The 22,346-nt window shown below is 42.8% G+C and carries 20 protein-coding genes and 1 CRISPR repeat array; of the genes, 15 read left to right on the top strand and 5 right to left on the bottom strand.

The genetic code is table 11. The annotated features are described in order from the left end of the window. Positions 1 to 50: 50 nt before the first annotated feature. Entirely contained in the window at positions 51 to 1,322 is a 1,272-nt protein-coding gene (locus Q4A89_RS06990; protein WP_303184524.1) for a hemolysin family protein, read from the bottom strand. Then, the gene (locus Q4A89_RS06985; RefSeq protein WP_303184522.1) at positions 1,313 to 2,521 is read right to left on the bottom strand and encodes an L-serine ammonia-lyase; all 1,209 of its coding nucleotides are present in this window, start codon (positions 2,519 to 2,521) and stop codon (positions 1,313 to 1,315) included. The genes Q4A89_RS06990 and Q4A89_RS06985 overlap by 10 nt, the downstream gene beginning before the upstream one ends. 81 nt (positions 2,522 to 2,602) lie before the next feature. Between Q4A89_RS06985 and pheS the strand changes: the two genes are divergently transcribed. The 3 genes from pheS (at position 2,603) to Q4A89_RS06970 (ending at position 7,263) form a co-directional block, all read left to right on the top strand. Then, on the top strand, positions 2,603 to 3,622 hold the full coding sequence (pheS, locus tag Q4A89_RS06980; protein ID WP_303184521.1) for a phenylalanine--tRNA ligase subunit alpha: 1,020 nt from the start codon (positions 2,603 to 2,605) through the stop codon (positions 3,620 to 3,622). Positions 3,623 to 3,668: 46 nt separating this feature from the next. After that, positions 3,669 to 4,322 carry an endonuclease III gene (gene nth, locus Q4A89_RS06975; RefSeq protein ID WP_303184520.1) on the top strand — a complete coding sequence of 218 codons (654 nt, stop codon included), beginning with the start codon at positions 3,669 to 3,671 and terminating at the stop codon, positions 4,320 to 4,322. 112 nt (positions 4,323 to 4,434) lie between these two features. Next, a complete protein-coding gene (locus Q4A89_RS06970; RefSeq protein WP_303184519.1) occupies positions 4,435 to 7,263 on the top strand; it encodes a pitrilysin family protein in 2,829 nt (942 codons plus the stop codon). A 151-nt stretch (positions 7,264 to 7,414) separates the two neighbouring features. Here the strand turns inward: Q4A89_RS06970 and Q4A89_RS06965 are convergent, their stop codons facing one another. Further along, a complete protein-coding gene (locus Q4A89_RS06965; RefSeq protein WP_303184517.1) occupies positions 7,415 to 7,741 on the bottom strand; it encodes an HIRAN domain-containing protein in 327 nt (108 codons plus the stop codon). 187 nt (positions 7,742 to 7,928) lie between these two features. Then, positions 7,929 to 8,636: a YafY family protein gene (locus Q4A89_RS06960; RefSeq protein WP_303184516.1), complete on the bottom strand. Its 708-nt coding sequence runs from the start codon at positions 8,634 to 8,636 to the stop codon at positions 7,929 to 7,931. 60 nt (positions 8,637 to 8,696) lie between these two features. On the opposite strand from Q4A89_RS06960, the gene Q4A89_RS06955 reads away from it, so the two are divergent. From Q4A89_RS06955 to cas2, 12 genes are all read left to right on the top strand, one after another. Continuing rightward, on the top strand, positions 8,697 to 8,849 hold the full coding sequence (locus Q4A89_RS06955) for a hypothetical protein (protein ID WP_303184515.1): 153 nt from the start codon (positions 8,697 to 8,699) through the stop codon (positions 8,847 to 8,849). 527 nt (positions 8,850 to 9,376) lie between these two features. Then, complete coding sequence (locus Q4A89_RS06950) at positions 9,377 to 9,940, top strand: 3'-5' exoribonuclease (RefSeq protein WP_303184514.1); 564 nt, start codon at positions 9,377 to 9,379, stop codon at positions 9,938 to 9,940. Beyond that, entirely contained in the window at positions 9,921 to 11,393 is a 1,473-nt protein-coding gene (locus tag Q4A89_RS06945) for a CorA family divalent cation transporter (RefSeq protein ID WP_303184513.1), read from the top strand. The genes Q4A89_RS06950 and Q4A89_RS06945 overlap by 20 nt, the downstream gene beginning before the upstream one ends. Next, the gene (locus Q4A89_RS06940) at positions 11,390 to 11,806 is read left to right on the top strand and encodes a hypothetical protein (protein ID WP_303184512.1); all 417 of its coding nucleotides are present in this window, start codon (positions 11,390 to 11,392) and stop codon (positions 11,804 to 11,806) included. The genes Q4A89_RS06945 and Q4A89_RS06940 overlap by 4 nt, the downstream gene beginning before the upstream one ends. A gap of 7 nt (positions 11,807 to 11,813) precedes the next feature. Then, positions 11,814 to 13,295 (top strand): hypothetical protein, encoded by a 1,482-nt coding sequence (locus Q4A89_RS06935; RefSeq protein ID WP_303184511.1) that lies wholly within the window; start codon positions 11,814 to 11,816, stop codon positions 13,293 to 13,295. Continuing rightward, positions 13,277 to 14,716, top strand: a complete 1,440-nt coding sequence (locus Q4A89_RS06930; protein ID WP_303184510.1) for a type III-B CRISPR-associated protein Cas10/Cmr2 — start codon at positions 13,277 to 13,279, stop codon at positions 14,714 to 14,716. The genes Q4A89_RS06935 and Q4A89_RS06930 overlap by 19 nt, the downstream gene beginning before the upstream one ends. Further along, positions 14,709 to 15,734: a type III-B CRISPR module-associated Cmr3 family protein gene (locus Q4A89_RS06925; RefSeq protein WP_303184509.1), complete on the top strand. Its 1,026-nt coding sequence runs from the start codon at positions 14,709 to 14,711 to the stop codon at positions 15,732 to 15,734. The genes Q4A89_RS06930 and Q4A89_RS06925 overlap by 8 nt, the downstream gene beginning before the upstream one ends. A 38-nt stretch (positions 15,735 to 15,772) precedes the next feature. Beyond that, entirely contained in the window at positions 15,773 to 16,462 is a 690-nt protein-coding gene (gene cmr4, locus Q4A89_RS06920; RefSeq protein ID WP_303184529.1) for a type III-B CRISPR module RAMP protein Cmr4, read from the top strand. A 10-nt stretch (positions 16,463 to 16,472) separates the two neighbouring features. Next, entirely contained in the window at positions 16,473 to 16,865 is a 393-nt protein-coding gene (locus tag Q4A89_RS06915; protein WP_303184508.1) for a hypothetical protein, read from the top strand. Between the two features lies 1 nt (position 16,866). Then, positions 16,867 to 17,685 (top strand): type III-B CRISPR module RAMP protein Cmr6, encoded by an 819-nt coding sequence (gene cmr6 / locus Q4A89_RS06910; protein WP_303184507.1) that lies wholly within the window; start codon positions 16,867 to 16,869, stop codon positions 17,683 to 17,685. Between the two features lie 37 nt (positions 17,686 to 17,722). After that, on the top strand, positions 17,723 to 20,782 hold the full coding sequence (gene cas1, locus Q4A89_RS06905) for a CRISPR-associated endonuclease Cas1 (protein WP_303184506.1): 3,060 nt from the start codon (positions 17,723 to 17,725) through the stop codon (positions 20,780 to 20,782). 121 nt (positions 20,783 to 20,903) lie between these two features. Continuing rightward, positions 20,904 to 21,179, top strand: a complete 276-nt coding sequence (gene cas2 / locus Q4A89_RS06900; RefSeq protein WP_303184505.1) for a CRISPR-associated endonuclease Cas2 — start codon at positions 20,904 to 20,906, stop codon at positions 21,177 to 21,179. Positions 21,180 to 21,588: 409 nt separating this feature from the next. Beyond that, positions 21,589 to 21,845: a CRISPR direct-repeat array (repeat unit 37 nt; unit sequence ATAACTTCACATAGAATGCCTAACAGGCAATTAAGAC). Positions 21,846 to 22,106: 261 nt separating this feature from the next. Here cas2 and Q4A89_RS06895 read toward each other — a convergent pair. Next, positions 22,107 to 22,346, bottom strand: a 240-nt coding sequence (locus Q4A89_RS06895) for a hypothetical protein (RefSeq protein ID WP_303184504.1), incomplete at its 5' end; no start/stop codon positions are given.

Genomic DNA, 22,346 nt, shown 5'->3' with positions numbered 1-22,346 from the left:
CGGCTGACCGGATTTTTTCTTTTCGTTGGGGAGAGAACAGGTAGTTTCCACTACGCACGTTTACGCACGAGCACCTTATCGATACGGGCACGATCCATATCGACAATCTCAAAGTCGAAGCATTGCCAGCTGAATGTCTCGCCCGTTTTGGGCACATGCTCGAGCAGTTCGAGAATCAGACCGCTCAAGGTATTGTAGTCATAGTCCGCATACAACTCAGCCATGTCGAAATATTCGAGGAAATTATAGAACGAATATTGTCCGTCGACAAGCCAGCTATTGCCTCCGGCACGTTCTCTGATTTCGGGCTCTTCGTCGATGTCAGGCAATTCGCCAATCAGCGCTTCGACAATATCCTTGAGGGTGACGATGCCCTGAATGCCCCCGAACTCGTCGGTGACAAGGCCGTACTTGACCCGTGCATTCTTAAACTGTTCCAGCGCGTTATAGACGCTTTGGCTTTCGGGCACAAACTGTGCCGGCCGCAACACCTGCGAAAGCGAAAAGCCGGGTTGGTCGATCTTTCCGAATAAGTCTTTGAGAAACACGACCCCGACAATGTTGTCGAATTTTCCGGCAGCTACCGGATACACATTGAACAGGTTCTCTTTCACCGTCTGACGAATCGCGTCGAGAGACTCTTCCGTATTAAGCCAAACAAGCTCGCTACGATGAGTCATAATCGAGCCTACGTCACGGTCGCCCAACGTAAAGACCCGCTCTACGATGTCCTGCTCCACATCCTGCACCTCGCCGCTGTCGAACCCTTCGCGGACGATGGCCTTGATTTCATCTTCCGTTACCCGGTTTTCTTCGGGCCGGTTCAGACCGAGCAGAATCATCAATCCGCGTGTGCTTTTGGAGAGCAGCCAAACGACAGGCGATGCGACTTTCGACAGTACATTCATCGGCTGGGCAACGAGCTTGGCCACCTGCTCGGCAAAATTCATGCCGATACGTTTGGGCAGCAATTCACCGAGCACCAGCGTAAGGTAGGTGACGGTTACAACAATCGTCAGCTTTGATATGCCTAAGGCATACGGTTGTATGGCCGGCACACCCTTCAGTACCTCAGCCAGATCGGCGGCAAACGCTTCGCCCGAAAACAACCCCGTCAGGATGCCGACGAGCGTGATACCGATCTGAATGGTCGACAAAAACTTGTCGGGATTATGTGCCAGATCAAGCGCTGTCTGCGCCGATTTCTTGCCTTTCCGGGCTTCCGTTTCAAGACGCGCCTTACGCGCCGAAACGAGTGCAATTTCAGCCAGCGAAAGCAAGCCGTTCAGCAAAATAAGCCCCAGAATGACGACTATTTCCATGGTGACAGATGGCTGTTTTTCGCCAGCCCGCCCTCGGCCGTTTCTTTGTACAGACTGGGGATGTCGTGCCCCGTCTCTTTCATGACTTCCACCACGCGATCATAGCTGACGCGATGCTTCCCGTCCGAATAGATGGCGTAAACGTTCGCATCGAGTGCCCGAGCTGCCGCCACCGCGTTACGCTCGATGCAGGGCACCTGCACCAGCCCGCACACGGGGTCGCACGTCAATCCCAGATGATGCTCCAGCGCCATCTCGGCCGCATATTCGATCTGTCCCGGCATACCACCGAACAGCTGACAGGCGGCTGCCGCTGCCATGGCACAAGCTACACCGACCTCGCCCTGACAACCGACTTCGGCGCCCGAAATCGACGCTTTCTCCTTGGCAATATTACCGAACAGTCCGGCCGTAGCCAACGCACGCAAGATCCGCACCTCACGAAAATCATGCGCCTTGTAGAGGTGATAGAGCACCGCCGGCAACACCCCGCTCGATCCGCAGGTAGGCGCCGTCACGATACGGCCGCCCGAAGCATTCTCTTCCGAAGTAGCCAAAGCATACGCGTAAATGTTACCCCGCGAATTCAGGCTCCCATTATAGCCCTTAGCTTTGACGTAATACGTCGCAGCTTTGCGACGCACGCCGAGACCGCCGGGTAAGACTCCTTCATTATTCAGTCCCCTGTCTATCGCTTCACACATCACATGCCAGACTTCTTTCAGGTAATCCCATATCTCCGGGCCTTCACACTGTTCGACGTATTCCCAGAAAGAGCAGCCGTCCTTCTCACACAAGTCAAGAATCTCCGCAATCGTAGTCAACGGATAAATATCGTTCGTCACACGCTTCGTCTCCTCATTCGCCAATGCGCCGCCCCCGACACTGTAAATCGTCCATCGATCCTTCACTTCGCCTTCGCAAACCGCTTCAAACAGCATCCCGTTCGGATGAAAAGGCAGAAATACATCGGGGCGCCACACAATTTCGGTCGGCGCCACCGGCTCCATCACGTCGAGGATCGCCCGGTCGGTCATGTGACCGCGACCCGTAGCAGCCAGACTGCCGTAAAGCGTCACACGGAAAGACGATACTCCAGAAGCACGCTCCAGAAACAGACGAGCAGCTTTCTGAGGGCCCATGGTATGACTGCTCGACGGACCGTTCCCTATTTTATAGAGTTCTCTTAACGATTTCATATTTCTTTTTCGTCGCGCAAAGATATAAATTTATTTTTTACCTTTGCTGGCCGAAAATGTATATAAGTACGCACGATAAAGATGATTAAAAAAATTAAGACGCTGTTGCAGGAAGTAGAATGCATGAAAGCCAATAATGCCGAAGAGCTTGAAACGCTACGTATCCGATACTTAAGCAAGAAAGGAGAAATTAATGCATTGATGAATGATTTCCGAAATGTGGCAGCCGACCGGAAACGGGAAGTCGGGAAGTACCTGAACGAACTGAAAGAAGCCGCTCAGCAGAAGATCAACCAGTTGAAAGAGCAGTTCGAACAAGCCGCCGAAAGCACCGACAGTTACGATATGACGCGCACGGCCTACCCGATTGCGCTGGGCACGCGCCACCCGCTCTCGATCGTGCGGAAAGAAATCTGCGACATCTTTGCACGGCTCGGCTTCAGCATTGCCGAAGGCCCGGAGGTGGAAGACGACTGGCATGTCTTCTCATCGCTCAACTTTGCCGAAGACCATCCGGCGCGTGACATGCAAGATACGTTCTTTATCGGGCATGCGCCCGATATATTGCTGCGCACCCACACCTCATCCGTACAGTCGCGGGTGATGGAGAAAACACAGCCGCCCGTGCGCATCATCTGCCCCGGACGCGTTTACCGCAACGAGGCAATCTCGGCACGCGCTCACTGCTTCTTCCATCAGATCGAAGGATTGTACGTAGACTGTGATGTCTCGTTTGCCGACCTGAAACAGGTGCTCCTTTTCTTCGCCAAAGAGATGTTCGGGGCCGACACGCAAATCCGCCTGCGTCCGTCGTATTTTCCGTTCACGGAACCGAGCGCCGAGATGGATATCACGTGCCATATCTGCGGTGGGCACGGATGTAATATCTGCAAACACACCGGGTGGGTAGAGATTCTGGGTTGCGGGATGGTAGACCCGAATGTCCTCGATCTGTGTGGCATCGACAGCCGAACTTACTCGGGTTATGCCTTGGGAATGGGAATCGAACGGATCACCATGCTTAAATACCGGATCAACGACATCCGCCTGTTTTTTGAAAACGACATCCGGTTCCTGCGTCAGTTCGAAGCAGCCCATTAGAGGCTGCTCGCATAAACACACAACACCTAATCCTCCCTAAGTAAGAATGAGAAAAGAAGAACGATACCGAGGTGTTATCGGATGGTTTGAGCAGCACATGCCGGTTGCTGAAACGGAGTTGAAATATACCGACCCGTTTCAGTTGCTGGTCGCTGTAATTCTCTCGGCACAATGTACCGACAAACGAGTGAACATGATTACCCCCACCCTGTTCAAAGCCTATCCGACGGCCGAAGCGATGGCCGCGGCCTCACCCGAAGAAGTGTTCGAATATATCAAAAGCGTTTCCTATCCGAATAACAAATCAAAGCATCTTGTCGGCATGGCACAGATGCTGGTTGCCCGATTCGGGGGTGAGGTACCTTCCGATACGGACGAGTTGCAGAAGCTGCCGGGCGTCGGGCGGAAAACAGCCAACGTCATCGCCTCCGTACTCTTCGATCAGCCGCGCATGGCCGTCGATACGCATGTATTTCGTGTGGCCAATCGCATCGGATTGACCCATCGAAGCAAAACGCCCTTAGCTACCGAAAAAGAGTTGATCAAACATATCCCTGAACACCTGATAGCCAAAGCCCACCATTGGCTTATCCTGCACGGACGGTACACCTGTATCGCCCGCCGTCCCAAATGCGACCTCTGCGGACTGACGCTTTGGTGCAGAACATATGCGCAAACAAAAACCGCGTCCGAAAGTTAACCTAATATTAACGTTAAGATTGCGTAATATAACGTTCCGTTAACGTTGAGATTGACAAACGGTTTATATCTTTGTCAAAATTTTTTTTTCAAACACGTAAAATTCAGAACAGATGAAAGCACATTTCAAACACATGATGTTGCTGCTTGCCTTTTTTGCAAGCGTAACGATGCTCAAGGCACAACAGATGCCCCCGATCCCCGTGGATAAAGGCGTACGTATCGGTCAATTGGAAAATGGACTGACGTATTACATCCGCGCCAACAAACGCCCCGAGAACCGGGCGAATTTTTATATCGTACAGCGCGTAGGTTCCATTCAGGAAGAGGAAAGTCAGCGCGGTTTGGCTCATTTTCTCGAACATATGGCGTTCAACGGCACCAAAAATTTCCCTGCTGGCGATGACGGAAAAAACATGATTTCGTATCTCGAAACCATCGGCGTGAAATTCGGCGCCAACCTCAACGCCTATACGAGCATGGACGAAACGGTGTACAACATCAACGACGTCCCTACGACGGCTGCGGGAGCCGTAGATTCCTGTCTGCTGATCTTGCACGACTGGTCGAACGCCTTACTGCTGCGCGAGAAAGAAATCGATAAAGAACGTAAAGTCATTCACGAAGAATGGCGTACACGACGCAACGCCTCGCAACGAATGATCGACTCGATCGCGCCGGCCATCTTCAAAGACAGCAAATATGCTCACCGCATGCCGATCGGTCTGATGAGCGTGGTCGACCATTTCGAGCCACAAGTGTTGCGCGACTATTATCATAAATGGTATCGCCCCGATCTGCAAGGCATTATCGTGGTAGGCGATATCGACGCGGAAGAAATCGAGAAGAAGGTGAAGACCCTCTTCGGCGGCATTCCCAAACCGGTCAATCCGGCGGAACGCGTTTACGAGCAGATACCCGACAACGACGAGCCGATCGTTACCGTGGCGACAGACAAAGAACTGTCGAGCAACAACGTGATGATCGCTTTTAAGAGGAACGTTATTCCGAACGACCGAAAAACGACCATGGATTATCTGGTTTTCCGCTTTGCTACGCAGATGATCAGCCAGATGTTGAGCGACCGTCTGCAAGAAATGCTTCAGCAGGAAAATCCGCCGTTCGCTTTTGCCACGGTGATGAACAGCTCTTTCTTCGGTGTACATACGAAAGATGCGCTGCAACTCGTGGGCGTCAGCCGTCCGAAAGAAGCCGAAGTGGCTATCGCTACGTTGCTGCGCGAAACCAAACGCGCCCATGATTTCGGCTTCACCGAAGGCGAATATGAACGTGCCAAGGCCAACTACCTGAGCGGAATGGAAAAACGCTACAACGAACGCGAAAAGCAACTGAACGGCTATTACGTGCAACAATATGTACAACATTTCCTGAAAAATGAGCCGATCCCGTCCATCGAAGATGAGTACAACACCATGAGCCAGATGATTGTGCCGAACATTCCGGTAGCCGCTGTCAACCAGATCATGCAACAGATCATTACCGATAAAAACCGGGTAGTCGTTTTGATGGGTAACGATAGCGAAAAAGCGACTTTCCCGTCCATCGACCGCATACACGAAATCATCAAGGAAATAGACGGCGAAAAGTTGGAAGCATATGCCGATAAAACCATACAAGAGCCTCTGCTGGCACAACTCCCGGCCAAAGGAAGCATCACGGCCGAAACGACGGATGCCGAACGCGGCGTAATGGTATGGACCCTCTCGAACGGTGCGAAAGTAGCCGTTAAAGAGACCGATTTCAAGCAAGACGAAATCCTGATGTCGGGCTTCGCTTTCGGAGGAACATCGGTCATCGGAAACGAGCATCTGGCCGAAATCAAGCTGATGGATGAGATCGTTCCGGAAGGCGGACTGGGTAATTTCAGTGCAACCGATCTTAAAAAAGCCTTGTCCGGCAAGCATGTCAGCGTGGGCACGAGTGTCGGTCAGTACAACCAGAGCGTTAACGGCACAAGTAATGTCAAAGACTTGGAAACAATGATGCAACTTCTTTATCTGAAATTTACGGCCGTCCGCAAAGACGAAACAGCCTATAAATCGATTGTAGGACGCTTGAAAGGTATCCTGCCAATGCTGATGAATAACCCGGACTTTATCTTTAACGATTCGATCATACGTACGGTTTATATGAACAATCCACGCATGTCGATGCCGACCGTCGAAGAAATCGATGCCTGCAACTACGACACCCTGCTCGACTTGTATCGCTCACGCTTCGCCAACGCCGCCGACTACACGTTTGTCTTCGTAGGCAACGTTTCTCCGGCACAACTCAAGCCGCTCGTGGAACAATATATCGCTTCGCTGCCCGGAACGACAGGCGGCACAATGTACGATAAAAACGTCGCCCCCGAACGCAAAGGCGTATACAACAACCATTTTGTTCGCGAAATGGAAACGCCGAAAGCCACAACGTCGATCCTGTATTCGGGCAATATGGCTTACACGCCGGAGAACATTATTCGTATGAGCGCATTATCCCAACTGTTCCAGATGGAATTTACGGACAAGATTCGCGAAGAAAAAGGCGGAACATACGGTGTACGCGTACTGAGTGACGCCCAGAAAATTCCGTACGAAGGCTTCTCGTTGCAATTCAGATTCGATACCGATCCGGCCCGACGCACGGAACTCGTCGACGCCATCAACGACGTAACGAAGCGATTACAAACAGAAGGTCCCGACGCACAAATGTTGCAGAAAGTGAAGGAATATATGCTGAAACAGCATGCCGACAACCTGAAGGAAAACAGCTATGCACGGCGTAACTTGCAGGAATATCTGGTCTATGGTATCGATCGTGAGAAAGATTTCGTTAAGCACGTAAACGATCTTTCGATCGAGTTGCTGAAACAGTTTACCGACGAATTGCTGAAACAGAATAACCGCATCGAAGTCTCGATGAGCAGTCAAGAATAATATTCCGGTAACAAGGAAAAAACAAAAGAGGGTGTGTCAAAATGCAATGTTTGGGCACACCCTCTTTAGGTGTGTGTAAGAATGGGTAAAAAGCAACGAAGCAGTTTGCCCGTTATGACACACCGCCTTTTCTATTTAGCCGATTCGAGAATTATTCCCTTTCCTTTTTGTTGATTTTTACCGTTACACAGATTTGTTTTTCCGGATGAGCTTCAGGGTTGATCCGGCTGATTTTCGCAGAGAATAGCTCCATATGTCCCAACTGAAGGAACTTTGCAAGCTCTTCGTTTGCCTCTATCGGGACATACCCCAACAAGGTATCATGAAAGAGTATTTTCACGGCATTCGGATCATACCCGTTCAAAGGCTCTGCTTCCAATCTCAACTCCATACCGATTTTCAATTCATCAAAAACGTCCAAGCCATCCCAATACGTGAATCCGGCAATGTAAAATGTAGCATAATGTTGATTTACCATAACGATCTGTTTTTATGTTCGATGCAAAGGTAAATGCCAACTATGCAGCCTATCTGCATCGCATGAAAAAATATTCCTCTGTCTTACTTTGATAGCGAATAGTGAAAAACGAAAAGTGAAAAATCGCAATCGAGAAAAACATCTCCGTCTTACTTTAATGCATAAAAACCATGTGTTTTCAATCTGATTATGAATTTCTCGCAATCGCTTCTCTTACTCTTGACACCATTCTTTCCCTTAAATATTTGGGAGCTATGATTCGTATTTTATCAAGGTAACCTAAAAGAAGATTCTCCAATTCGTGATTGATAATCAGACTGAGCTCAACCGTTGTTGTCGCCTGATCGCGTCTTTCTATTTTCTGAGAACCGTGCAACGGCTTTGTTTCAACGTACGGAAAAAGAATATTGTCTATTTCTAATACAACCTTTTCAACCTCCTTCTCGTAAACCGTAACCCCGATCACATCTTCAAAATATTCATCAAACGCGATCTCTTTATTTTCCACATAAGGAATATGAACCGGCTCGATGTGTTCAATTCGATCTAAAGCAAAGGTCGTTGCCGTTTTCTTTTCTTTCAAGTGGTCACAACGCCCGAACAGAAACCAGCGAAGGTTATACTGTTTTAAAAAGTACGGATGATATATATATGTTTTTGGTTCTTTTCCAAATCTTTGATAACGAATTTGAAGAGTTTGTTTGTTGACAATCGCATTGAAAATATCCGTAAACAGATTGAGCCCTTTTAAATAGGGATTTTCTTCGAAGCCGACAATACCGGCGGTCGCCTCTCTCAACTGAAACACGCTCTCAAATCGCGCCAGAATTTCTTCCATCCAACGAAACTGAGGCATTCCCTTGAAACGGTTTAACATGGAGATCGTTTCTTTCAACTGATTGATTTCCGTTTCATTCAGCAACTGACTGTTGATCGAGTAACGAAAGTCTTCATAATGGTAATACGTTTTTTTGCCATCACGAGGCTTACAAAGAACAATCCCCCAAATGCTTTCCATATCATGGATATCCTGACGTACCTGACGCTCTTTCACGCCATCGACAACACCCGCTTGTTCGAAAAGCGCCTGATTGCACGCTTCGACTAAATTTTCGATATAATATCTTCGACCCGGATTGCGAAAGCATCGATCTAATGCTTGATATCGGATTTGTGCATGTTTATTCGTTGCCATTTTCTCTATTTGTTGTGATTAAGCGCATCTTTTATATCAACGTCCAATAACCCGGCCATTCTTGCTAATATTTCAAGCCAAAGCTACATCGTATGACTACTGCTTATTCTGTATGCAAATATATGGATTTTTTACAAAAATTGACCTATACATAACGCATGTAATCTTCGAATCAAATAAGGAGCACACCGGCTTTCGTATATCACAAGTTAAAGTGATTCCAGAACACTTTTCTTTATATGGACATGTTAATTTTTTAGAAAATGTGAAATGGGTGCATTATTATTCGCGCCAAAAACTTGCCCATATAAAAACAAATATTTACTTTTGTTGTCGCATGTGAATGACTGAGGCATTTCATCCGAAGAATGAAAACAACCTCAACCATGAACTAAAACAAAACGATTGAGAAACAAAATGTTTAAAAATCTATCCATGATATGGAACCGTATGTACAAGTTGTTCTTGACACAGAGTTCACCTCTCTGACACAACATGCCCAATTACTTTCATTGGCATTAGTTGCAGAGACGGGAGCGGTATTTTATGCCGAATTCAATGATTTTGATAAAAAAGAGATAAGCGATTGGGTAAACACCCATGTAATAAACCATTTCCTGATGCAAGAAATGGACATTCATTTCAGTGTGGTAGACAAAAGAACGCAAGTGAAGGGAAACAAGGAGTACATTGTTGCCCATCTTCGCAAATGGTTAACCCAATTTGGTAATATCCGGATGTGGGCAGATGTCCCTCATTATGACTGGGTGCTTTTTTGCGAATTATTCGGCGGATCAATGAAGTTGCCGAACAACCTTCACTTTATGTGCATGGACATCGCCACCCTGTTACATACACAAGGCCTTGATCACACGGCTGAACGTATTTCGCTAGTCAACAATGAAGAAATGCCGGCCAACTACAAAACACATAACGCGCTAAGCGATGCAGAATTAGGAATGATTTTACTTAATAAATACAGTCATGGAAAAAGAACGATATAGTGTGCATACCTTCATGTTTCCGTTTCAATGGAGTATCAAAGGCTTTGGAGAAAAGACTTTCTCTGAGCAAATAGACCTGAACAAAATCCAGTTTTCTAATTCGGACCATTGGGAAAGAGTAACAATACCTGCTAACGATCAGGAATTGGATGATTTGTACAATGAAAAAAACTATTTTTACGAATTTATTCACGAGGCATTGTATGACAACGGTTCAAACACTTCTTTAATTCGTCATTATGAACGGAATGAGCCGAAACGCGGAAGGGTTTTGTATAGAATAACTTGTGTAGGCGGGAAAGAATATGAGTTGGATGTAAAGGCCATCAACTTGAATCTGTATTCGACCGGCGTTGGTGTTCTCTCATTTTTCATGGAAAACAGAAAATACGCAGACCCGGAAGCTGTATTGAATATCAATCAGTATGGAAGAAGAGTTTTCCCACCTTTTATCAAAGATGTAGAAGATCGCTCAGTGATTGCCAAAAAATTGGAGTTCATTGGGCTTCACGAACGCGAAACAGGCTATTGCGAAGAGTTCAGTCATTATAGCAATAAGATAGCCGCCAATACGCCGGCAACTTTTATTACAGAAATGATACGTGAAGTAGCTACAAATATTCAGTTGAAACCGGTTATTGACGATAGGATGTTTGTGTTATCATGGTATAAGAACAATGATTGGGCTAATCAGTTTAGTGGGAGCGGGTATGACGATTTTATCATGAGTAATAATTGGTATGAGTTTTTGTTTGTTGATAAACCGAATGATATGAGTTGTCAAAATACGGAAATGCAAAAAGCACTCATTAAGGGATCTACATACGAACGCTGGCAAAAATGGTGCTCATTATATGGTGTGTCGCGGTATTCAATGGTCTATCTGACCAATACAACATGTCCTGCTTTTCTAATTCAATATTTTGAAACGGAATATTCTCGTATGGCAGAGCTTATTCTAGTTCAAAAGGCTTCGATTTTGCGATTTTCGGCAGAGGTGACAAATATCAGCAATTTGGAAAATAGTAAGGGATTGAGTCTCAAATTAGGTTCCTTATATAAGGAATACATTCGTTTTGTCAATCAAATCCACTTTCGTGAAGTGTCAGCCCAAGACCAAGGTATTGAGATGTATGAGAAACTCTACAAGCTGATAAAAATCAACGAACATGTCGAAAAATTGGATAAAGAAATAGAGGAATTATACAACTATGTGACTTTGCAAGAAGATCGTAGAGTTAATAATACAGTATCACTTCTCACGTGGATTGCAACGATTTTTGTGCCGATAACGGTTGTTGCCGGCATCTTCGGAATGAGCAACACGGCATTAAATGGATGCGGAGGATCGTCCCGATGGTTCAATATTTGGAGTTATCAATTCCTAACCATGGCAGTCGTTGCTCTCATCGTCATAGGAGTTATATTAATATTTAAAAGAAAAATAAAATGAACGTTTCAGCATTATCACCCGTAGATTGGCAGAATGTAGTGAATGCCGTCCCATCTTTATGTTGGGGCGTCATTGGACTTATGACTTTTGTGTTTTTACTGAGAGTTCTTAGCCCAATAATTGAATTGCGTATAAGGAACAGTCATGAAATCAAAATGAAGAAAAAAGCGTTTAAAATGGAAAAATATTGGCACTTTATTAAAAAGGTAGATGTTGCTTCCGATGAAACGCTACAGAAAGAGAACATCGAATTAAAGCAGAAAATCAAAAAAATGGAAGAAGAAAAGATTTCAATTGAAGCAAATAGTAAATCTAAAATAACCTTACTTGAGCATGACATTGAACTCTACAAAAAAATAGTCGATGGATTATCTGTTACTCTCGACCCTACAAATTTAAAAACTAAAAAATAAGACTGTTATGCATATATTAAAAGTAACTTTAAAACAACACACACCCCTGATTCACTTCCAGCACGATCAGGAAGGCGCCACCCTGCGAGCCAGCGAAGTGAAACCGAAGTTGGATAAGTTTATTCTGGCGAAGTTGGGAGGAGAAAAGGGCTATCAAAAAGGCTTTGAGATAGCGAAAGGAAACGATTGGATTATCAATAAAGGGAAGAATGATTGTAGGGCATTGGATTATAAGATGAGGATAACTCCAGCTATTGACATGAATAAGCTACATCTTTTTGAAATGAATGTGCCAGAAAAAAGACGTAAAAATAGTACAAATCAATATGAAATAAAAAAGAAGTATAGTAAAAAGTATAGAAGACAAATACCCTCACTGACTTCTTATCCGTTATTTTTTGGTAATATGGATATAGATTACGAGTCGGATAATATGGAGTTAAAAAGATTAGCTTTTGCTTCCTGTGTAGATATGGAAATAGTGTTTCTTGGAAGAAAAGACAAAACTCCTTTATCATCTTTTTTTACAAAAGAAATGATTTGTGAGTTCTTTTTGACGACAAATTTTGGTTCTCGGCAGTCAAAGGGTTTTGGCTCTTTCTATGTAGATGAAGAGGATGAAGATTGGTATGTTGAACCTTCTATGATATATTCTTTCAATATTAATGCGATAGGACAACGTCTTGATGATGAGTTTAAAAATTTATTCAACAGCATAGATATGTTCTACAAAACATTACGTGGCGGTATCAATTTAAAGGACAAGAATAAGAAAACTGTTTTTTATTTTAAATCGCTCGCTTTTATGTATGCAAAAGACCTTTTAAAAGGTCATTGGGATAAAAGAGCTGTCAAAGAACAGTTTTATAATAATGGAAGAAGGTTTACAACTATTGCTAAGGATGGAGAAAAAATAACAACAGAAATAGATAGCCTTCCCAAGCAAATTGACGAACATGGAGATGATTGCGAACCATTAACCATGTATTTTAACAAAAATTATGACATTAGAGATATGTTGGGTTTTTCAACCAATGAAGAATGGATGAGTTTTAAGGATAGTATAGAAAAAAAATCCGCAATTGTAGTAGAAGGCAAACCTCGTTTCCCCAATAGAAATGAAGCATTACCGGTAGAACGTATGCAATCACCACTTCTTTTCAAACCCATATACAATGAAGATGGCACATATACTATTTTTCTTGTTTTCCAAGACGATAAGATTGGGATGGAGAACTTCAAAAAACAGCAAAAAATCTGCTTCTATAGCAAGAATGAAAGAGATACAAATGGTAGATCTAAGCGGTTTATGCTTGATATTCCCAATATTTTTTCTTTACAAGAATATTTTGATTATATATTTAATAGATTGGATTTTGACATATCAAAACACGTAGAAATTCAATATCACGGTTGCAGAGAATACAGAATACTTGAAGATATTTATTCACAACTAAAACGTAAATCACAATGCAATACACAGCAATAAACATCGGTCCCATCATAGCTACCCTACAGATGGCAAGAAAGCCACGCGAATTGTGGGCGGCAAGTTACCTGTTTTCGCACTTGATGAAGTACATTATAGAGGAACTCAAAAATAAAAATTTGGAAATTATTTCTCCGGCAATAGTTGAAAATACTCTACTTGGAGTTGGTTTGTACCCGGACAGAGTGTTTGTGAAAGGAGAAGTTAAACCGGAAGACTTTTTAGCAAACTTGAACACGCTTTTTTTCAATTCAATTGATGCGAAGGGGCTTTCTCCACAAGATAAAAATGATTTGTGGGAATACTTCAATATCATGTTTGCGTATTACGAGCCCAAAGATGATTTCGAGAATCATTCGGTTGCATTGGCCAATCTTAACGAGCAACTGAATATTCTTGAATTGAACAATTATGCAAAACGTCCGGAATGTGTGGTTGTAGTCAGAAAAATGTTGGATTATGAAAATTCTCCCTTGAAAAAGTTTTTCAATAAAGAAGGGTTTGACTCATTGGATTCTATTGCCAAAGTAGAGTTAACATCAAACTCATCCAAAGAAAAGAAATCCTACCATAATTACATTTGTATAGTACAATCCGATGGCGACAATGTGGGGAAAAATATAACCAATCCTCAACTTGTGAACGAAAAATTAAGAGCAATTTCTAAAGCGTTGATAAAATTCGGAGAAGCTGCTGCTAAGAAAATAGCAGATTTTGGCGGTATGCCCATCTATGCCGGTGGCGACGATTTGCTGTTTATTGCTCCTGTTGTTGGGAAAAACGGCACACACATATTCGATTTGTTGCAAAAAATAGACAATGAATGTTTTAATTCCGTTATTGCTGAATTTCAGGATGCCTCCATGTCGTATGGCGTTTCCGTATCCTATCGTAAGTTCCCACTCTACGAATCAATGAAAACTGCGAGAATTTTATTGGATGAAATTGCTAAAGACAAATATCATACCGGTAACTTAATGGGTAAAAACGCCATTGCATTTAAGCTGCAAAAGCATAGTGGCAGTGGGTTTGATTTTGCCTATACAAAAGCCAACACCGATTTTGTGGATAATTTCAAAAACCTTATTGAGCAAACATCCGACGGAAATACGGTTTCTACTGTTGCCCATAAAATAAAAGCAAACTACGGTTTGGTAAAAATGGTATTGGAAGCCGGTAGTGATGGACGACTGAATGCCCTGTTTGAAAAAACACTTGAATGTACCGGAACACCTTATTTCGATGCGGTAAAGGCAATAATGCCTACCGTATATAAAGGGCTGAATGAACGCAAAGTTTATGTAAATCAGAATAAAGCTGAAAGTGATACTGATTATTTTGAAAGCAGATATGGGACTACATTGTATAATATTTTACGAACTGCTAAATTTTTAAAAGGGGAGGAACCAATCAATGAATAAGAATTATCTGATTACATTAAAACCGATAGATAAATTTTTCTTCGGTGGAGATATGACCTTTACACTTGACGGCAAAGAAACATCTTTTACAAGCTATATCATCGAGTCGAACTACTTCCCTCAACAAACCTCGCTGCTGGGAATGCTTCGTTTTTTGATTCTGCGCAATTCTTCCTATTTTGAAGACGGGCACATCAAAAAAAATGCTTATTCGGATGTATGTTCTTTGATTGGTAAGCAGAGTTTCAGAAAAGATGAAACCAATGATTTTGGTGTTATCAAGAGTCTTTCTAATTGTTTCATCCGCAAGGGAAATGAAAATTTGTCATTCGAACCATTCGTTGATTTTTCGGACAGATACTCAATGGTAAACTCTTGTTATTATGGCAATTCTGCCAAAATCATCCCTTCCGGGTATGATGCCAAGAAAGGTTATCGTAAAACGTTAAGCGATGGAACAGTGTTGGATAATGTTTTCGTTGAAGATTTGCGATTGGGGATTAACCGTGAAATTGTCTCGGGTAAGGTTTATGATAATTCCTTGTACAAACAAGTGAATTATCGCTTTGCTGATGAACAGTACCGTTTTGCATTTTATGCAAAAATAGACGAATCTGTAAATTTGAAAGATTATTCTAAGCAAATCGTTTCGATTGGAGCCGACAATTCACAATTTATCATAGAAATTGAAGAAGCGGAAGTACCGCAAGAAGAAAAAAATAACGGATTATTTATTACACTGCAATCTCCTGCATTCTTGCATAAAGAAGATGTTGATATTTCCCGATTTGCTGTTACCGAATTGATTCATTTCAACTATTTGCATACCAATGTAAATACGACAAAACAATATCACAGAACATCCGAATCGGGAATTGATCTGTTACCAAACTCCTTTCAACTTTATGATTCCGGTTCTGTGTTTTATTTCAAAGATGCTGCATCGAAGAATCAATTTATTCAGAAGTTGAATGAATTCAGAAATTTTGTAGAAATAGGCTATAATAGATATAAATAATTAAATTAAAATAAGTTACGAATACTAATGTATGGTTAATTCAAGCCAAAACCAACTTGCACGTTGGGAACGAAAACACTTCAAACTATGGTTTAATCGACAAAGCCATTCAACGCGATCCATTAACACAAATTCCATGCATCAATTCCAGTTCGCTGAAAGGTGCTTTGAACGAATATTGTACCAATGGTAAAAACGAACAATCGATGTCGGAAGCTGATAGGTTGTCAGTCTTTGGCTCTGATAAAAATGACAAAAAAGGTAGTAAATCGACCAAAGGAAAAGCAATCTTCTACGATGCCAAATTGCTATTTCTACCCATGCAGACAAATGATGCAAATTTGTTCAAATATGTTACAAGTAGCAAAGTCATTGAATTGTTTAATGATAGAATTAAATCTCTTGGAGCAAACTTTCAATTGGAAAAAGACGAGACGGCATTAAAAAGCGCTTGTCAATTATGTCGCAATGTTGAAATTAATGATGAAGAATTTATCAAACTTTGCAGTGACGATAATCTGCCGATTATTGCCAGAAACAAATTGGATGACGGCGCGAGTGCAAATCTTTGGTACGAGCAAGTGCTTCCGGCAGAAACTATTTTGTATGCTATCATACAGGAACCAAAAGAAGATACGTTAAAACAATATATCAGCGACCAATTGATACAAATCGGTGCCAATGCTACTATCGGATATGGCTATTGCATGTTTAACATTCTTAAATAGGAGAAATATTATGAAAACAGCAGACTTCAATCGACTGATTGCATTGGCAGATCAGGAACTCCGCATTTCCAATATGTATGCAGATGGCAATATTGCAGAAACATATAATGGAAAAACAGCTGCATTGAGTGTCTCAGTTGCTATGTCAGATATTCTTCCGACATTGGCAATGTATTTCCAGGATTTTGACACAAAACGTCCCAACAATCCTTGTCGAAGAAACGTGTTAAATGTTGTAGCAAGAATGATAGATAATCCGAATACAAATGCTAAGTTTACAGACGCTGAAGAGCTGATGCGTTATTCTGTTGGCATAGAAGCTGATTTGCAATACATAAAAAGACATGTAATCGATAGCGCAATCGCCTTAAAACACGTTGTAAGAACTTATAAATTGATATAATATGAAAAATCTGCATCAATATTATCACAAGGATTATTTTAAAAATATTGATTTCAATTATCTGCTTTTGGAAGAAAAGATTGAAAAGGAACAAAACAAACACAAAAAAGAAGTATTAAAAGAGCAGTTAAAGAGAATCAAGAATGATAATGAATCTAAAATTAAGGTTAGAAATAATAAATTATGCAACACCCCGCCTTCGACAATATATAGTGTCGTTACCGAACAAGCATATAGTATCTCATTAAAAATCGCCTATCCCGGTCTTGTTACTGGTATAGGCATCAACCATGAGGCAAAAATCGAAGGTGAGTTCAAGCTCGGTGTGCATTTCGACTATACGTGGGGTATGCCTGTAGTCTATGGCTCTTCGGTAAAAGGTGTGTTGAGAGCATATTTTGAAGATTTCTATCAGGAAGATCAAGCTAAACCAAGGGCGAAAGACCTATTCGATGACATCTTTGAGGGACGAGATGTAGCAAAAGAGTATCAGCTAAAGGACAGTAAAAAATACTACAAATCCATCTACAACCGCGATATTTTCTTCGATGCTGTGATTACGAAAGCTGATAAGAAAGGGCGGATTCTTTGTTCCGATTCCATTACGCCTCATGGCGACAATCCGTTGAAAAACCCTACGCCTTTAACCTTTCTCAAAATTGCTCCGGGTTGCACCATGGAGTTTCGTTTCAAATTGGTGGATTCGCAAATTGATGGTAAAGAGTTTACGGCAGCACAGAAAAAAACTCTTTTTGAGGAAATCATAACAACCGTCGGCGTCGGAGCCAAGACTAACGTAGGTTACGGACAATTTCAATAAACTTTTTCACCGATCGTTTGCTCCTTTCATGCTTAGTATGTCGACATTGCTACCCTCATATTTACAGAACTTTACCTGCTACTTGCTGCGCGTGCAGTTTGCTGCGCAAAAAGAAGTGGAAATCAAAGGGACATGGACGCATCTGCCCAGTTATGCGCTGGGTGATGCGCTGATGCACAGCGAGAAATACAGAGGTCTGTACGATACGCTCTTCAAACCCAAGCAGGGCCGGTTCAAGAATGTACCGTCGAGGATGATTATACGGGTTGACGGCGTCAGGCGCTTCAAGTTTTTGCCCAAGGAGATTTTGAACATTTATGTAACGATTGTAAGCAACAACCGGCAAGAGGTGGATGATTTTATCCACTTCCTCCCGGAATGGTCGCAGTTTCACTTTTTCAAAACCCATTCGTTCCGCTTTCACTCGGCGTACGTCCTAAATCCTCTTTCCAACGAGTTTGAGCCCGCCGGACAAAGTGATCTCCTGCCCCTGCATCACGCGTTTTTCAACACCCGTTTAATTCAGTGGAAACATGCGCTCGAGATACGCTTCCTAACGCCGACATCTTACTCTAAAGATCAGTTACTGACCGAAGATGTATCGTATCCCGAATTAATTAAAAGGATACGAAATCGCGTATACAACCTCTATTACGCGTTTTTGGCCCCCGACGACAACATGGAGGAGAACATCCATGCTCAGGCCGAAACCGATAAGGCGACGACCTTATTGAATGCGATCAGTTTTCCCGTACAGATGGTTTTAAAAAACAATACATACAATTTATCGGGATTAAAAGGCTATATCTGTTACGCAGCAAATTACAATTACGAGGAAGATTTTTTGCTCACGCTGGCACATTACATTCACGTAGGGAACAATACCATCAGAGGAAACGGGCAGATTGCCGGGCTGGCTCGCGCACATGATTTCTTTCAGAAATTCCTCGATCAGGCAGCAAGGGAAGGAGTAGATCGGGAGGTGCGGGAACAGATGCAAAACCACGCCTATATTCCCCGGCCATACCGCAGCGTAAAAATACCCAAAAGCGACGGCGATTACAGAGAGCTTGAGATTCCGGCGGAAGAGGATATCCTGTTGCAAAAAATCATGGCAACCATCTTATATCCTGCTATCGACCGCAAACTATCCTATCAAAATTTCGCTTACCGGAAAGGCAAGGGAGCCTTGGCGGCAGTGCATCAGGTGCGAAAATGGATCTCCTCCTTCGCCGACACACACTTCGTAATCCGGTGCGACATCGATAACTTTTTCGATTCTATCCCCATTGATGCGATGCTGAAAAAGCTATATGCCACGGTTCCGGATGCTGCCGTTTGTCATCTCATCGACTTGTGGATTCAATCAGGAAAAATTAACCGGCAGAACGAATACGAAGAAAATACAACGGGAGTGCCTCAGGGCAGTGCCGTCTCTCCCTTGCTGGCGAACCTGTATTTATCTGAATTCGACCGATTCATCGAGCAGAAGATAACCCCACATTTTATCCGTTATGCCGATGACATCCTGCTTTTAGTGCCCAAAGAAGAGAAAGTAATCCGTGTATTGCAGATGTTGACCGATTATTTGGAAGCGAACTTCAAACTCAAACTGAATCAGGAATTTTATGCCGGCAGCTTGAAAGACGGTTTTGATTTTCTCGGAATAACGTTCGGATGTAATGGCAGGTTGAGCATAAGCAACGACAAGAAGAACCGGATAGACGATAAAATCAAGCGGGTCTTATGGCTGTCTGACAAAGAGAACGACTTCTCCGAATTGGAAAAAACCGTACAAGGATTTAAAAATTATTACGGCAAACTACTCTCGGCCGAAGACAAGGCTGCCATAGACGATATTATCGTAGAGGTGTATCGCACGTATCTTCAACGAAAAAACTCCTCCGTAGCAATAGCCGATACGGCACTCCGGTTGAGCAAGATCGGATTTGTTACCGCTAAATACACCGACCTCCGTTGGGCGAAACAGATCAAACCGGCCAAACAGAAGAGGATGCCCAAGCCGCAAAATGCCGAAGAAAGCCTTAAAATTCAAAAAAGAAGGCATTTGCAGGAACAAGCGGAGGAGTGTGAGTTGGTCGTTACCTTGCCGGGAAGTTTCATCGGCATATCCAAGAATAAGATTCAAGTTAAATCCGAAGGTAAGATCATCGCGTCGAAACCGATCAATTATATACGACAGATCAGTATCTTGAGCGAAGGCGTATCCTTAAGCAGCTATGTCACGAAACATTGTGCCAAACGAAATATTCAAATCTCCTATTACGACTCGCACGGCGAGGTCTACGCTTCCATCCATAGTCCCGCCGGGATCTTACCGGTCAATATGCAAGCTCAGTTGAACCTGTGTGACGAGCAGAAAAAACGGTTCATCATCGAGTTGGTACGAAACAAAGTACAAAATCAACAGAAGCTGCTAAAATACTACACGAAATACCTGCGCAGGAAGAACCCGCAGCAGAGTGACTGCCTGCATACCTGCATCGAAGAGTTGGAGATGAAAATGGCCGACCTACCTCAAGATGGAAGCTATGAATCATTACGTGAAAAAGTCTTCTTATGGGAAGCACAATGCGCCCTCGTCTATTGGCGTGGCGTTCGCGCGCTGCTTGCCGATACACGTTATCCTTTCGAACAAAGAGAACATCAACATGCCTCGGGCATCGTCAATCAAATGCTCAATTACGGATACGCCCTGCTCGAAAGCAAAGTAATGAGAGCTATTCATACTTGGTGTATCAGCCCACAAATCAGTTATCTGCACGCTATGAACGGTACGAAGCCAACGCTCTGTTTCGATTTGATGGAACAATACCGAACGTTCGTGGTAGATCGTTCCGTTATCGCCATCATCACGAAAGGTGAAAAGATCGAGCAGGAGAAAAACAGCTCTTTACTTACGTTGGAAACAAGAAAGAAATTGATCGGAAAGATTAATGAGCGATGGTTTGCCGTAGAAACATACAAAGGAAAAGAATTATTGCTCTCCGAACTGATGCACAAATTGATGGAACATTTTGTTGCGTATTGTAAAGGAGAGGCAAAAAAACCTCGGTTTTATAAACCCAAATGGTAAAAAAAAGAAGGGAATGAGAATTACGAAGTTAGAATTGCACAAAGTTGGAATGCTCAAGCAGCCTTTGCATATCATACATTACGAATTCGGACTTACGGCTAAATGATAAAGAAAACGTGATATGGACCTACTCGTTGCGTACGATGTAAGAAACAATAAACGAAGAAGAAACATCGCCAAAGAACTTGAAAAGATCGGTTTAAGAATTAATCGCTCCGTTTTTGTGTGCATTGATTCCGCTTTAAGCATAAACGAGATGCATCGATTATTAGAAAAATTATCAACTCGGAAAGATACGATTTTTATCTTTCCGTTGTGTAAATCTTGTGCCGAAAAAGCCGTATTTTTGCAACACGAACCTAAGCCTAAACGCAAGCGAAAAACAGTCATCATTTGACGATGATTTTCGAAAGAAAAGGCACACTTGGGAGGTCTTTGAAATGCTGACAACCAAAATATTATAAAAAGAGAGGCGTTTTAGATTATTCGAAAATCAAATTTGAAGCGACCTCGCTTTCAGGATTTCGAAAGTTCAAAAAAAGCGAACCCTCATTTTCCTGATAATCAGATTGCATAAAAGGAGGAAATGATATTTTTTTCGAAAATCATTTTTTTACCTTTTCGGCAAAAAGAATTTCGAATCATTTATGATTACATAAAGTGCTTAAAAATAGAATTTTGAATAAATAAAAGTGGCCAAAATGCTTATACAATGACTTTTCAGCGGCGTTATTTTCGAAATTTTCAGTGTGGTTGATTTTCAAGCCCCCAGAAATCCGGATAGAGTTAAACGACTAATAAACAAATGATAACTTCACATAGAATGCCTAACAGGCAATTAAGACTCTAATAATTAAATAGTATATTCTCAAGATATTCATAACTTCACATAGAATGCCTAACAGGCAATTAAGACGAGTATATTCTGATCGTTTCCTTTGCCGGCAAATTGATAACTTCACATAGAATGCCTAACAGGCAATTAAGACGATTTCAGTTCATTTTTCAGTTTCTCTGCCACAGAAAATAACTTCACATAGAATGCCTAACAGGCAAAAAAGTGAAAAGTGAAGTTCTGCGAGCGTTGAAGCGTTGGCTAAAACAATTACGAATTACGACAGCTAAATATTGACTGCTGAAAACGGAATGACCATTAACAATTATATCAGGCATTCAGCCCTTTAAACAAGGAATGGGCATCGATACCCCACCCTTGCGGGATAAGGCTGAAATAGAGCGGGCTTTCAGTCCTTGTGCCCTCTGCGGGAGTAAGTTGTAAAGTCGTTGAATTGTTGGCTGCCCGCTTCGAACGCCTCGGCATTCGTCATCGGGCAGTGAGCCGTCGGAGCAGCGAGCAGGGCGAAAGAGAACCATGCTGTCTTAAGAAAATATCCCCCTGATTTTCAAACACAAAAAACATCACAACAATGTATAAAGCGCAGGCAGCCTTGACTTTTGGATCAAGCCAAAAGTGACAGAAAAAAAAGAGACTAATCGATTGATAATCTAAATAAACCCAAATTACGCGATACACTGTTCGGCGTTTACCATTAATAATGGATGT

Origin of the sequence: Tannerella sp., assembly GCF_030528505.1 — a bacterium.
GTDB lineage: Bacteria > Bacteroidota > Bacteroidia > Bacteroidales > Tannerellaceae > Tannerella.
The sequence above is the reverse complement of the archived record's forward strand: the minus strand, read 5'-3'. Positions and strand labels throughout refer to the sequence as shown.